This is a genomic window from Embleya sp. NPDC020886 (genome assembly GCF_044333915.1).
In the GTDB taxonomy this organism is placed as follows: Bacteria; Actinomycetota; Actinomycetes; order Streptomycetales; family Streptomycetaceae; genus Embleya.
Genome location: NZ_JBIRRX010000012.1, coordinates 119,043 through 132,756, shown reverse-complemented (window position 1 = coordinate 132,756; position 13,714 = coordinate 119,043). Strand labels below are relative to the sequence as shown.

9 protein-coding genes are annotated in these 13,714 nt (G+C 70.2%); 1 reads left to right on the top strand and 8 read right to left on the bottom strand.

Translation table 11 applies throughout. The annotated features are described in order from the left end of the window. Window positions 1–3: 3 nt before the first annotated feature. From ACH4U8_RS33625 to ACH4U8_RS33610, 4 genes are all read right to left on the bottom strand, one after another. Window positions 4–1,878 carry a protein kinase family protein gene (locus ACH4U8_RS33625; protein ID WP_395782252.1) on the bottom strand — a complete coding sequence of 625 codons (1,875 nt, stop codon included), beginning with the start codon at window positions 1,876–1,878 and terminating at the stop codon, window positions 4–6. A gap of 518 nt (window positions 1,879–2,396) precedes the next feature. Beyond that, the gene (gene murJ, locus ACH4U8_RS33620) at window positions 2,397–5,099 is read right to left on the bottom strand and encodes a murein biosynthesis integral membrane protein MurJ (protein WP_395782250.1); all 2,703 of its coding nucleotides are present in this window, start codon (window positions 5,097–5,099) and stop codon (window positions 2,397–2,399) included. A gap of 52 nt (window positions 5,100–5,151) precedes the next feature. After that, window positions 5,152–7,572 carry a DUF6049 family protein gene (locus ACH4U8_RS33615; protein ID WP_395782248.1) on the bottom strand — a complete coding sequence of 807 codons (2,421 nt, stop codon included), beginning with the start codon at window positions 7,570–7,572 and terminating at the stop codon, window positions 5,152–5,154. Continuing rightward, window positions 7,569–8,030 carry an NUDIX hydrolase gene (locus ACH4U8_RS33610; protein WP_020557160.1) on the bottom strand — a complete coding sequence of 154 codons (462 nt, stop codon included), beginning with the start codon at window positions 8,028–8,030 and terminating at the stop codon, window positions 7,569–7,571. Before ACH4U8_RS33610 ends, ACH4U8_RS33615 begins: the two co-directional genes overlap by 4 nt. A 129-nt stretch (window positions 8,031–8,159) precedes the next feature. On the opposite strand from ACH4U8_RS33610, the gene ACH4U8_RS33605 reads away from it, so the two are divergent. Continuing rightward, on the top strand, window positions 8,160–9,644 hold the full coding sequence (locus tag ACH4U8_RS33605) for a CCA tRNA nucleotidyltransferase (protein WP_379991821.1): 1,485 nt from the start codon (window positions 8,160–8,162) through the stop codon (window positions 9,642–9,644). Between the two features lie 64 nt (window positions 9,645–9,708). Here ACH4U8_RS33605 and ACH4U8_RS33600 read toward each other — a convergent pair whose 3' ends face one another. From ACH4U8_RS33600 to ACH4U8_RS33585, 4 genes are all read right to left on the bottom strand, one after another. Next, window positions 9,709–10,353, bottom strand: coding sequence for a hypothetical protein (locus ACH4U8_RS33600; protein ID WP_395782246.1), 645 nt, complete (start codon window positions 10,351–10,353; stop codon window positions 9,709–9,711). 145 nt (window positions 10,354–10,498) lie between these two features. Next, window positions 10,499–10,897: a hypothetical protein gene (locus ACH4U8_RS33595; RefSeq protein ID WP_395782244.1), complete on the bottom strand. Its 399-nt coding sequence runs from the start codon at window positions 10,895–10,897 to the stop codon at window positions 10,499–10,501. Window positions 10,898–11,139: 242 nt separating this feature from the next. Further along, entirely contained in the window at window positions 11,140–12,459 is a 1,320-nt protein-coding gene (locus ACH4U8_RS33590) for an MFS transporter (protein WP_395782242.1), read from the bottom strand. 147 nt (window positions 12,460–12,606) lie between these two features. Beyond that, complete coding sequence (locus ACH4U8_RS33585; protein WP_360315787.1) at window positions 12,607–13,686, bottom strand: inositol-3-phosphate synthase; 1,080 nt, start codon at window positions 13,684–13,686, stop codon at window positions 12,607–12,609. Window positions 13,687–13,714 lie beyond the last annotated feature (28 nt).

Below are 13,714 nucleotides of genomic sequence, written 5' to 3'. Positions count from 1 at the left end.
GGGTCAATCGTTGACGGTGAAGGTGACTTCGCGCCAGGCGTTCTGATGGCCGGGGGTGTAGATGTGGTAGCCGTCGACGTCTTGCAGGACCTTGGGCATCGCGGTCATCAGCACCAGCACGTAGCGGGTCTTGGTGGGGTTGTCGCCGGTCATGTTCAACTGGGTGCCGTCGGTCGACTTGCTGCCGATGGTGACCTTGTAGGCGTCCTGGTTCGTCGGCATCGTCGATCCGGCGCCGGGTGCGGCTTTGAGGGTGATGGTGGTGGTCGGCCCACCGGCACCGAGCGCGATGTTCACGCCTCGTACGTCCATCGGCTCACCGAGGTCGTAGACGATCCCGTATCCCGTGCGCCCGTTGTAGTCGACTTTCGGGCCGTCCTTCATCATGTTCGTCTGCCAGTAGGTCTCGCGCTTGCCGTCGTGGGTCTTCACCACGTTTTCGGCGTCGGTCGGTGCGCCGCCGATCGAGATCTCCGTGCCGGTCTTCGGCGGGACTTCCTTCGTGGTCGGCGGCGTCGGCGGTTTCTCGGTCGGCGAGTTCGACGCGCCACTCTGCCGCTTCAACGGCCCTTCCTTCTCTTCCCCGTCGCCCGCATGGCTGGCCACCTGCCACGTCACCAGCACGATGGCGAGCACCACCAGGACCGCGACCGCGCCCTTGACCGCCGCGCCGAACCGGCCGCCCAGCGGGGGCGGCGGTGCGACCGGGGGACGGATCGTGCCGTTCGAACCACCGTTGTAGCCGCCCGACGTGTAGACCGTCCGGGTCGGCGTCGGCGTGTAGACGGGGTACTCGTCCTGTTCGGGGCCGCCGACGATCTCGCCCTGCTCGGGCGGATGGATCTCCGGGATCGCGCCGATCGCCGCGGACAGTTCGCCCGGTGTCCCGAACGCCGGTTCGTGCTTGACCTCGTGGCCCAGCGCGCGCATCGTCAGCGCGGCCAGCGTGTCGTCCACACCGGCCCGGATCTGGCCGGGCGCGCACAGCCTGCCGCCGGTGAACGGGGCGGCCTGGAGGCCGTATTCGGTGCCCTCGACCCAACGCCGGGTCAGCGCCGCGTACATCAGCCTGCCGACCGCGTGCGTGTCGTCGCGGGCCGCGTCGGTGGTGTCGTGCCCGTACAGGGCCGCCTCGACCGCCAGGCCGACGATCTTGTACTGGCCGGTGTGCATGCGCAGCACGTTCTCCGGCGTGAGCCGCAGGTGCGACAGGCCGGCCCGGTGCGCCACCGACATCGCCTGGGCGATCGCGCGGGAGAGTTCGTAGACCTCGTGCGGCGGCAGCGGCGCGCTCTCGAAGACCTTGGTGAGGTTGTCCGCGTCGGGCAGCCACTCCTTCACCACATAGATCAGGCCGTCCTGTTCGGCGCAGTCGAGCACCTGGACGAAGCGCGGGTCGCCCATCAGCGCGGCGGCGCGGGCCGCGGCGATCACCGCCCGGCCGTGCTCCCCGCCGGCGGGCACGATGTGCACGCCCACCGCGCGCCGGAGCTTCTCGTCGACGGCGCGCCAGGTCTCGCTGCGGCCGTTCTGCGACAGGCGGTGTTCGAGCCGGTAGCGGTCGGCCAGTCGGGTGCCGCGACTGACCCGCGGCGGGGCGGGTGCCGCGGCGGGCGCCGGCTCGGCCGACTCGGACCCGGTGGTCTTTTGCGCGGCCGGCTCGGGTTCGCTCGGCGTGCCGGCCCGGGGGGTGGTCGCGGCGGGCTTGGTGCGCTTCGCCCGTTGGTGCGTTGCCGGTTCGTCCTCGGCCGCGTCGTTCGCGGCTGCGGCCGGCACGTCCCCGGACGGGGCTTCGGCGGCATCGTCCGCGACGGGCGTGGCGTCCGCGGCTCCGACCTCGGTCTCGGCCGAATCGCCGTTCGCAGAACCGCCGTTCACGGATCCACCGGTCGCCGCGCCGGCCTCGGCGGAGGCGGCGATCCCGGATCCGACTTCTTCGGTCGCATCGGGTTCGGGCTCGACGCCGACGGGCACAACCGTGGTGGTGTGTGCGGAGATCTTGCCGTCCGAACCGACCAGTTCACCCGACTCGGTGTCAGAAACCTTTGTCGGTACGGGATTTGCCTCGTCCGTCGCTAGGTCGACGGATCCTGCGGTTCGGTCCGTCACCTCGGCCTCATCCTCCTTGTCGGCGTACTCATCGTAGAGGTGAGGCATCTCGGGCCGTTGGTCAGGGACAACCTCTACACACCATGAGACTCTCGAACCCCGGTTCGGGTTGCCTCATGGCAAGATCCGTAAGGAAACCGAGACCGGCGTAAGGGGAGCTTTACCCCCGTTTCGGTGTCCGGCACACCCTCACTCGCCCATGGTGGTACATCCCACAGCGATCCGCCCGCCGAATTCCCGGGGCGGGAACGCGGCGGGCGGGGGTCCGTCCGGGGCCGAGCCGGCGGTCAGCGGCCGAGCCGGCCCTTGATCATCCCGGTCATCGCGGTCATCTCCTCGACCCGCATCCGGTTGGCCGCGACGAAGAACACGGCGAACATCGTCACGATGCCCGCGCCCACCGCGATCGCCGAGCCGCCCATGCCCGAGCCGAAGTGGCCCGTGCACACCCGGGCCACGAAGAACGCCGCGACGCCACCGAACGCGGCGGCGATCAGCAGCCGGGTGTAGGTCCGGGTCACCCGTCGGCCGTCCAGGTCGCCGAGCCGCTTCTTGAGCCGCTGTGCGGCCAGCACCACGCCCACCAGGTAGGCGAGGCTGTAGCCGCCCGCGATGCCGACACCGGCCCACTTGGTGGGCAGCGCGACGAACGCCAGGCCCGCGAACGCCGCCTGGGCGCCCGCGATCCACACCGTGTTCAGGAAGGGCGTACGGGTGTCCTCGTACACATAGAACCCGCGCAACAGCACGTACTGCGCCGAGTACGGGATCAGGCCCAGCCCCAGCGCCATCAGCATGTAGCCGATCCAGTGCGCGCTCTGTTCGCCGGTCGGGGCGAAGATGAACCCGCCGATGTCCCGGCCCAGCGCCACGAAGATCGCCGCACACGGGATCATCGCCACCGCCGACAGGCGCAACCCGGAGGAGATGTCGCCGCGCACGCTGGCCAGGTCGCCGTCGGCGGCGGCCCGACTCATCCGCGGCAACATCGCCGTCATCACCGACACGGTGATCACCGCCTGGGGCAACTGCCAGATCAGCAGCGCGCTGCTGTACGCGGTGAAGCCGACACCGAAGTGGATGTTCTCGTTGCGCGCGTTGGTGTCGATCGCGGTCGCGAGCTGGGTCACCACGAGGTAGCCGGCCTGGTTCGCGAGCACGAACAGGAACGTCCACTTCGCCAGCCCCAGCGCCTTGCCCATCCCGGAGCCGCGGAAGTCGAAGCGCGGTCGGAACCGGAACCGGGCCGCCTTGAGATACGGGATCATCGCCATCGACTGCACGACCATGCCCAGCAGCGTGCCCAGGCCGAGCAGGCGGATCTCGTCCGGGGTGATGGTGTCCGAGTTCTGCCCGGTGTTCTTCTGGGTGCCGGCCACCCAGATGTAGAGGCCGAACGTGGCGATGATGACGATGTTGTTCAGGACCGGGGTCCACATCATCGGGCCGTAGCGTTCGCGCGCGTTGAGGATCTGGCCGAACAACACGTGCAGGCCCATGAAGAAGATGATCGGCAGGCAATAGCGCGCGAAGGTGATCGCGAGCTCGTAGTCCTGGTGGTACTTGGCCAGCGAGTTCGCGAACGCCCTGATCAACAACGGCGCGCCGAACCAGGCCAGCACGACCAGGGCGAGCAGGGCGCTCATCACCAGGGTCAGCAGGCGGTTCGCGTACGCCTCGCCACCGTCGTCGTCCTGGCGCATCGCGCGCACGAGTTGCGGGACGAAGACCGCGTTCAGCGCGCCGCCGCCGACCAGGATGTACAGCAGCGTCGGCATCGTGTTCGCGACGTTGTACGTGTTGGCCAGCACCGCGGTGCCCAGCGCCGCCGCGGCGACCAGGTTGCGGGCGAAGCCCGTCATCCGGGACACGATCGTGCCCGCCGCCATCACGGCGGAGGACCGCATTATCCCGCCGAGCTTGCTGCCCTTCTTGCCCTCGCCGCCGACCGGGATGCCGGCCATGCGCTCCTCGGCGCCCGAACCGGGCATCCGGTAGACGGGCGACGTGGACGGGTTCAGCGGGACCGGCGGGGCGTCCAGGACCGCGCTCGCGGACATCGACGCGGCCGCCGCCTCGGCCCGGTGCTGGGTCTCGTAGCGCTGATACGCCTCGGTGTACGAGGGCATGCCCGCGATGTCGCCGGCGAGGCCGAGGTTGATGCCGGTCAGCGTCTGGTCCATCAGCCAGCCGCCGGGCCGGTCGTAGTCGCCCCAGCCGCCCTGCCCCTGCTGCGGGCTCGGCTGCTGCGGCACGTACGCCTGCTGGTGCACCTGCTGCTGGTGTTGCTGTTGTGGCTGCTGGTAGTTCTGCGCCGGCGGGGCCTGGTGCTGCTGCTGGTACGGGTCGCCCGAGCCGTATCCGCCGCCGCCGTACTGCTGTGACTGGGCGGACGGGTCGTACGGCGAGGACGGGTCGTGCTGCCCGCCCGAGTATTGGCCGCCCGAGTACTGGTCACCCGCGTACTGCTCGCCCGAGTACTGGCCGCCCGAGTCGTACCGGGCCGGGGCCTCGGGGGTGAAGAGCTCGTCCACGCCCACGTACGGGTCGTTCGCCGGCGGATCGCTCAGCTCGTCCCGGAACCACGCGCCGCCGCCCTGGTCGGGCTGCTGCTGCGGAGGCGGCTGCTGCTGCGCGTACGGGTCGTAGCCGCCCGCGTTGGATCCGGAGCCGTACGGATCCCCGTAGCCCGCCTCGGGCCCGGAGCCGTAGCCGCCCTGCCCGGAGTAACCCTGCTGCGGGTATGCCGCGGGCTCACCGTAGCCCGGCTGCGGGGCGTTCGGGTCGACGTATCCCGGCTCACCCGGCCGTGCGTACGGATCCGGCGGCTGCGCGGCATAGGGATCGGCCGGCTGTCCGTACGGATCGACGTACTGCTGCAGGTACGGGTCGGCGGGCGGCCGACCCCGGTAGGGATCGTCGTGCGCGCCGTCGTCCGGCTCGGCGGAGCCGCCGGTGTACGGCTGACGTTCGTCGCTCCGGTCGCTCATGCGGGCGGGCCCTCGTCTTCTCGGTCAGGTTGAGTGTCCGGTGCCCACTTTCTCATTCGGGGCGGTCGGTCGTGGATCCCGATGGTGTGTGTCCGTGCGGGTCGGCCGGATCCGGGGGTCCGTTCCCGCCGGCGTAGGGGGCCGCGAAGTGGGCCGGCGGCCACCCGGATGCCGGTCGGATCGGGTCCGGATCGGTGTCCGGCGAGGAGCCGGCGTCGAACGGTGTGTCGTGGCCGTCCTCACCATCCTCGTCGTTCGTATCACCGGCAAGGGCCGCCTCCCGACGCTTGCGCAGGAAGGCCCGCAGCGAGAACACCGCGAGCAGGAAGGCGAGGCCGCCGATGATCCACCGGGTCAGCGCGTCGATCGTGGTGGTGTTGACGAAGAACGACTCGGGCGTTTTGACCGAGCGTCCGTCCGTGGTGAGCAGTTGCACGTCGACCATGACCTTGCCGTTCGCGGCCGACTTCGCCGTGATCGGCACCTCCCGGCGGCGCCCGTCGGGCACGGTCACGGTGATCGGATCGCCGAGCTTGAGCCGGTTGGGCTGATGCGAGGCCGCCGCGATCGTCACCGTGATCGGCTGCTGGAGGTTGTTCACCACGGTGACCGGGATGTTGCCCTCCTCGCCGGACAGCGTCACCCCGGTTCTGCGGATGATGTAGACCAGCGATTGCAGTTCGCGCAGGCCGCGGGTGACGCCGAGCCGATAGCGGTCCATCCCCTGCGGGTCGCCGCGCCACTCGGTGGACAGCAGGCGCAGCAGCGCGGGGTTGAACGGGCCGGTCACCCGCTCGGGACGGGTCAGGATCGAGGCGAAGGTCTGCATCGACCGGACCAGGTTGTCGGTCTCGGTGAGGTACTGCATGGACGGCTCGCTCTCGCGGACCGCCTTGGGATAGCCGGCGAGCTTGCGCGCGGGGAGCGGGGCGGGCTCGGTGGCGAGCTCGGCCAGGGTCGCGCTGCGGGTCCAGTCGGCCGAGGCGTTGAGCACGTCCTTGAGCACGCCGGCCAGCGAGGCGTCCATGGTGCGCGGCGGGGCGATCAACAGGCTGCGGGCGGGCTTGACCGAGGGCTCCTGGAGCACGATCGTCAGCAGCTCGGCCAACAACTGCTGGGTGGCCAGCACGCCCTGCCCCGGCGCCTTGGTGTCCTGGGCCAGGATCTTGTCGATGTCCGGATCGGTGACCAGCGCGGTGCCCTTGTCGGTCCCCGGCAGGGCGGCCGTGGCCAGCGGGGTGACCTTGAGCTCCCTGGTCGGCGGCAGGGACGCGCCGGAGGCGATCACGGTGCTTGCCCCGGTGCCGTTCGCGAGCTGGACGATCGAGGAGTCCAGCGCGCCGCCGGCGGGCCAGGCGACGTCGGTGCGCACCGAGCGGCCCAGGGTGCGCTGCATGACGGTGGCGGATTCGGCCAGGGCCTCGCTGAGCTGCGGGCGCAGGTCGGCCTTGTTCGCCTCCAGGGCGTGCGCCACCGCGGCCAGATCGGTGTCGGCGTACGGCAGGCCGATCACCGGCTGGGTGCCGAAGCCGGCCTTGAGCCGCTCCAGCCAGCCGGCGGCGACCTGGCCACCGCCGCCGGCGAGCGTGTTCGTGAGCTCGTTCGGCGTCGCCTTGGTGGTGTCCTCGTCGCTGGGGGTCTTGCCGTTGCGGGACTTCTTCGGCTTGTCGGGATCCAGGCTGCCGGGCGGCGCGACCCGATAGCCGCCGGCCATCTCGGCGGCGGAGTCCACCAGTTCGGGGTCGACGGCCCAGTCCACCTTCATCCCGGTACCGATGCTCACCAGGTCGTACAGGCGCCCGCCCGGGGCGAACTGCGCGGCGAGGTCGTCGTCGCGGAACACCGGTGTCTGGTTCTCGTCGCCGAGCGTGGTGCCGTCCCGGTGCGGTCGGTCGACCAGCGGCCAGACCGTGGCGATGCGCAGGTCCTGGACGTCCTTGAGGCCGTTCTTGGGAATCCACGGCAGGAAGGTGCGGGCCGCGCCGGCCGTCCGGCCGCCGATCCTGGCCTCGACCCCGAGCGGATACGCGCCGGCCGGGCCCAGCCGCAGCGTGTCGGCGCCGACGGTGAAGGTCCACGGCTGGGTCGCGCCCGGGGCCAGGTTGTGCAGCACGACCGGCTTGGGATCGCGCAGCAGGGTGCCGGTCGACTGGGCGTCCTCGGGCGAGCTGATGCCGCTGCGGAAGAGCGGCTCGGAGGCGCGCACGCGCACCGCGACCTCCATCGAGTCGATCGGCTTGGTGCCGGTGTTCAGCACCCGACCCTCGATGGTGACGGTTCCGCCGGCCTTGGCCACCGGGGTCATCTTGGTGAGCAGGACCTGGATCCCGTCGCCTTCGGCGGCGCGCGCGGCGGTCGGCGGGAGCATCCCGAGCAGCCCGGCGGCGAGCACCAGGGCCAGTATCAGCACGGCGAGCATCCGGCCGCGCAGCAGGAGAACCCCGGTTCCGGGCCGGGATCGGCGATCGCTCACGCGCTGTCCGCCAACAACTCCGGGGCGAGCGTCACCAGGCGCCGCTCGTCGGGGTAGGCGAGGCGCGCCGTGAGCGCGCCGAGCGGAACCCAAGCCACCGCTTCGACCTCGATGTCGTCGTCCGACAGATCCCCGCCCGCCGCCTCCATGAGGTAGTGGTGGACGGTCTTGTGCACCCGCCGATCCGGCGCGGTGAACCAATAGTCGATCACCCCGAGCGGGGCCAGCACCCGACCTACGATGCCGGTCTCCTCCTCGACCTCGCGCAGCGCGGCGTCGACCACGCTCTCGCCGTTTTCGATGTGTCCCTTGGGCAGCGACCACAACAGCCGGCCGCGACGATCCCGACGCGCGATCAACGCCGCGCGCAGGGTGAGTCGATCGACCACCAGACCACCTGCCGAGGTCTCCTCGACCACCTGCAGCCGACGGCGCGGCGGCGTGGTCTCGGAAGGCATCCGCCAAGCTTAGTGCGACATGCGCCACGCCATCACGCCATGATCACCCCATCGCCCGGCCCGTTCGCGGATGCGGCCTCGGCATAATGCGCGCGAGACCCGCGGCCTCGACCCGTAACCTTGTCTCCCGTGCCGAACGCCAAGAACACACCCCACCCGGACGACCCGCCGGCCGGCGGCGAACTGAGCGCCGTACAGCGCCGCGCCGTCACCGAACTGTTGCGCGTCGCCCCCGTCGCCGACGACCTCGCCCGCCGCTTCGAGGCGGCCGGGCACACGCTCGCGCTGGTCGGCGGCTCGGTGCGGGACGCGCTGCTCGGTCGGCTGGGCAACGACCTCGACTTCACCACCGACGCCCGCCCCGAACAGGTGCTGGCGATCGTGCGCCCGTGGGCGGACGCGGTGTGGGACGTGGGGATCGCGTTCGGAACGGTGGGATGTCGCAAGAAGCTCGCGGACTCGCCGGACTACCAGATCGAGATCACCACCTACCGCTCCGAGGCGTACGACCGCACCTCGCGCAAGCCCGAGGTCTCCTACGGCGACTCGATCGACGACGACCTGGTCCGTCGCGACTTCACGGTCAACGCGATGGCGGTCGCGCTGCCCGGGATCACCTTCGTCGACCCGCACGGCGGGCTGACGGACCTGGCCGCGCGGGTGCTGCGCACACCGGGCAGGCCCGAGGACTCCTTCGGGGACGACCCGCTGCGGATGATGCGCGCCGCGCGCTTCGCCGCGCAGCTCGACTTCGAGGTCGCGCCCGAGGTGGTCGCGGCGATGACGGACATGGCCGAACGCATCGACATCGTCTCCGCCGAGCGGGTCCGGGACGAGCTGAACAAGCTGATCTGCTCCGACCACCCGCGCAAGGGTCTGGAGTTGCTGGTCTCCACCGGGCTGGCCGCACGGGTGCTGCCCGAGTTGCCGACGCTGCGCCTGGAGGTGGACGAGCACCACCGGCACAAGGACGTCTACGAGCACACGCTCACCGTGCTGGAACAGGCGATGGCGCTGGAGACGCCGGGCGAGCCGGACCTGATCCTGCGCCTGGCCGCGCTGCTGCACGACATCGGGAAGCCGCGCACGCGCCGCTTCGAGCCGGACGGGCGGGTCTCGTTCCACCATCACGAGATGGTCGGCGCGCACATGACGCGCAAGCGGCTGAAGGCGCTGAAGTACCCGAAGGACGTCACCGACGACATCACGCGCCTGGTCGAGTTGCACCTGCGCTTCCACGGCTACGGCACGGGCGAGTGGACCGACTCGGCGGTGCGCCGGTACGTACGGGACGCGGGGCCGTTGTTGGATCGGCTGCACAAGCTGACCCGGTCGGACTGCACGACGCGCAACAAGCGCAAGGCCGTCACGCTCGCGCGCGCCTACGACTCGCTGGAGGAGCGGATCGCGCAGCTCGCCGAGCAGGAGGAGCTGGATTCGATCCGGCCGGACCTGGACGGCAACGAGATCATGAAACTGCTGGAGGTGCCGCCGGGCCCGCTGGTGGGCAAGGCGTACCGGCACATGCTGGAGATGCGGCTCGAACACGGCCCGATGGACCACGACCGGGCGGTCGCGGCGCTGCGCGAGTGGTGGGCGGCGAACGGAGCCTGACGGCAACGGGAAGGGCCGGTCGATGGGGGTTGATGACCATCGGCCGGCCCTTCGTCGTCACGGCCTACGGCGTCGGGGGGACGTCGATGCCCTTTTCCTTGGTCAGGGCCTCGAAGTCGGACTGCTTGAGCATGATGGTCCCGGTCGGGTCGAACGCCTTGGCGTCCGCCAGGGTGGTGTTCGCGGTGAAGCCGAGGCAGAGCGTGCCCTTGCCCTTGCCGGTCCACTCGTAGCTCGCCACGTAGCCCTTGATCGCCTCGCACTTGTCGCTTGCCGAGGAATCGCCGAACTTGTGCAGCGTCTTCCACTTGGCGCTGGGCGAAGTGCAGTCGACGATCTTGGGCGACTCCTTGGAGCTGATCGGGCCGCCCTTCATCGTGCCGAAGCAACTGCCCGGCTTGGCGCCGGTGACGTCGTCCTTGCTGAGCGCGTTCCTGGCCACGGTGCCGGCAATGACCAGGCCCGCCAGGACCACGATCGGGATGACGATCCGCTTGATCTTGCTCTTGCGCGGCGGGGGCGGCGGCGGGCCGCCGTAGAAGCCCGGCTGACCGCCCTGCGGGAAGCCGCCCGGCGGGAAACCGCCCTGCGGCTGGCCCGGCTGCTGACCCCAACCCTGCTGGGGCTGCTGGGGCTGGCCCGGCTGCTGGTTCCAGCCCTGGTTCGGCTGCTGAGGACCGTTGGGCCCGGGCGGGAAGGGATTGGACATGGGGACGATCTCCGTTGCAGGGGACTGGTGAGACAGTCCGGAACACTAGGGGTCCGGCCGGACACCCGCTGCGGGGATTCCCCTTGCACCGATCGAATGTGAGCGGAATAACGGACATAAAGCCGCTGTCCGGGCGCGCGAAGGGCTATTTTCGCGCGGCGAGACACAATACGAAGCTCTCCACGGTGGGATCCGAGGCCAACGCGATGGGATCGCCCGGCACCGAATCGCACACCCCGATGAACGTGGTCCCCTGAACCCGTTCGACCACGATGAACCGCGCCGCCGGGTCCTCGCACTTCACCGGGTCCTGGTCGATGGTCGCCTTGTCCCGCAGACAGTCGCCCTCGTGGATCCGCGGTCCGCCGTCCTCCTTGTTCACGTACCACCAGCCCCCCGCCGCCGTGCCGCCGACCAGCAGCACGGCCACCACCGCGATCAGCACCCCGCGCCCACGCCGGGCCCGCCCGCTCGGCGGGGCCGCGGCCCGGCGCGCCGCACGCCCGTCGGCCTGCGCCCGGCGCACCGCGGGCACGTGCGGCATCGACGCCTCCCGCGACGGAAGCGAGTGCCCGTGCGGCGGGGTGTTCTCGGTCCATGCCGGTATGTACGGCAGAGGATCGTTTTCACCCGAACCGGCGTTATTGGACATGGAGTATCTCCAGAGGTGCCGAAAATCGCTGGATGTGCAGGTTAGAACTTCGTCCTCGCCATTGCACTACCCGCAGGTAATTTCCTGGACATGTAGCCGAGGAAAATAAGCCGTGATCGGCAACAAAAGGGATATCAGGGCCGGCGGTCGTCCACCGGAAGGGCCGTATCGATCACCGGAGGGTGGCGGCGCGCTGCCAGTGTGTACAGGACGCCGGTCGCCACATAGACCCCGGCCACCCCGAGCAACACCGCCGGCGAGCGGCCGTCGTCGGGCAGACCGAGCGCCGCGACGGCGGCGGCACCCACGAACGCGACGTTGAACAGCACGTCGTAGACGGAGAACACCCGACCCCGGTACGCGTCGTCGACGGTGGTCTGCACGATCGTGTCCACGCCGATCTTGGCGCCCTGCGAGGTCAACCCGAGCAGGAACGCGCCCACCACCAGCGGCGCGAACGCGAACGGCAGACCCAGCGCGGCCTGACACACCGCCCCCACGAACGCGCACGTGCCGATCCAGGCCGCGACACCGATCCGGGTGGTGATCGAAGGCGTGGCCACGGCCGCGACGAAGAAGCCGAGCGCGGACACGCTGACCGTGATCCCGAAGGTGGCCAGTCCCCCGTCGGTGTCGCTCGGATCGTTGAACGTATTGCGGCAGAGCAACACGGTCATCACGGTGAGCACGCCGTAGCAGAACCGCATCGCGGTGATCGCCGCCAACGCGTGCGCGGGGGCCCGACGTCGCCACACGTGCGTCGCCCCCTCGCGCAGCCCGCGAGCCACCGAACGCAGCGCGTCGCCCACCCCGGGCAACACCCGGTCCGGATCCGGCCCGAGCAGATCGGCCGGCATCGTCGCCGCGACCGCCGCCGAGCCCAGGTACAACAGCCCGGACACCAGGATCACCAGCGCGGTCGCGCCCGAACCCTCGGCCAGGAACGCGTGCACGAGCACCGCCGTGCCGCCGCCGATCGCCGCCGCGACGGTCCCGGCCGTGGGCGACACCGAGTTCGCGGTCACCAGCCGCTCGGCCGGCACCACGCGCGGCAGCGACGCGGACAACCCGGCGAGCACGAACCGGTTCACCGAGAGCACCACGAGCGCCGCCGTGTAGAAGACCGCGTCCGGCACCCCGAGCAGCACCAGACCCGCGGTCGCCGCGACCAGCACCGCCCGCAGCAGGTTGCACGAGACCAACACCTGCCGTCGCCGCCACCGGTCGAGCAACACCCCGGTGAACGGTCCGACCAGCGAATAGGGCAGCAACAACACCGCGAACGCGGTGGCGATGTCCGCCGCCGAGGTCTGCTTCTCCGGCGAGAAGAACGCCTGACCCGCGATCGCGACCTGGAAGGCCCCGTCGGAGAGCTGCGAGGTCAGCCGGGTGGCGAAGAGCCGACGGAAGTCGCGCAACTTCAGCAATGAGCGCAGATCACGGATGAGGGCCACAGCGCCCACCGTAGCCGGCCCGCCGCCGAGGCCCGGATACCGCACACTCGCCCCCGGGGCGGGTACGCCGAAGGCCCGGCTCCTGGAGGGGAGCCGGGCCTTCGATCACTCGGGTGCGCCGGCGCGGCGCGCGTCGAGCGGAGCGGGTCAGCGCTCGATGTCGCCCTTGATGAAGGCCTCGACGGCGTTGCGGGCCTCGTCGTCGAAGTACTGCACCGGCGGCGACTTCATGAAGTACGAGGACGCCGACAGGATCGGGCCACCGACGCCGCGGTCCTTGGCGATCTTCGCGGCGCGCACGGCGTCGATGATGACACCGGCCGAGTTCGGCGAGTCCCAGACCTCGAGCTTGTACTCCAGGTTCAGCGGGACGTCACCGAAGGCACGACCCTCCAGGCGCACGTACGCCCACTTGCGGTCGTCGAGCCACGCGACGTAGTCCGACGGGCCGATGTGCACGTTGTCGGCGCCGAGGTCACGGTCGACCTGCGAGGTGACGGACTGCGTCTTGGAGATCTTCTTCGACTCCAGACGGTCCCGCTCCAACATGTTCTTGAAGTCCATGTTGCCGCCGACGTTGAGCTGCATGGTGCGCTCCAGCAGGACACCGCGGTCCTCGAAGAGCTTCGCCATCACGCGGTGCGTGATCGTGGCGCCCACCTGCGACTTGATGTCGTCGCCGACGATCGGCACGCCCGCCTCGGTGAACTTGTCCGCCCACTCCTTGGTCCCGGCGATGAAGACCGGGAGAGCGTTGACGAACGCGACCTTGGCGTCGATGGCGCACTGGGCGTAGAACTTCGCCGCGTCCTCGGAGCCGACCGGGAGGTAGCAGACGAGCACGTCGACGGCCTGGTCCTTGAGGACCTTGACCACGTCGACGGGAGCCTCGGGCGACTCCTCGATGGTCTCGCGGTAGTACTTGCCGAGACCGTCCAGGGTGTGACCACGCTGCACGGTGACGCCCGAAGGCGGCACGTCGCAGATCTTGATCGTGTTGTTCTCGCTGGCACCGATGGCGTCCGTGAGGTCGAAGCCGACCTTCTTGGCGTCCACATCGAAAGCAGCCACGAACTCGACGTCACGCACGTGATACTCGCCGAACTGCACGTGCATCAGGCCGGGGACGCGGCTGTTCGGGTCGGCGTCCTTGTAGTACTCGACGCCCTGCACCAGCGAAGCGGCGCAGTTGCCCACGCCGACGATGGCTACGCGAACCGAACCCATTCCGGTTGCTCCCTGTGATCTCGACGAA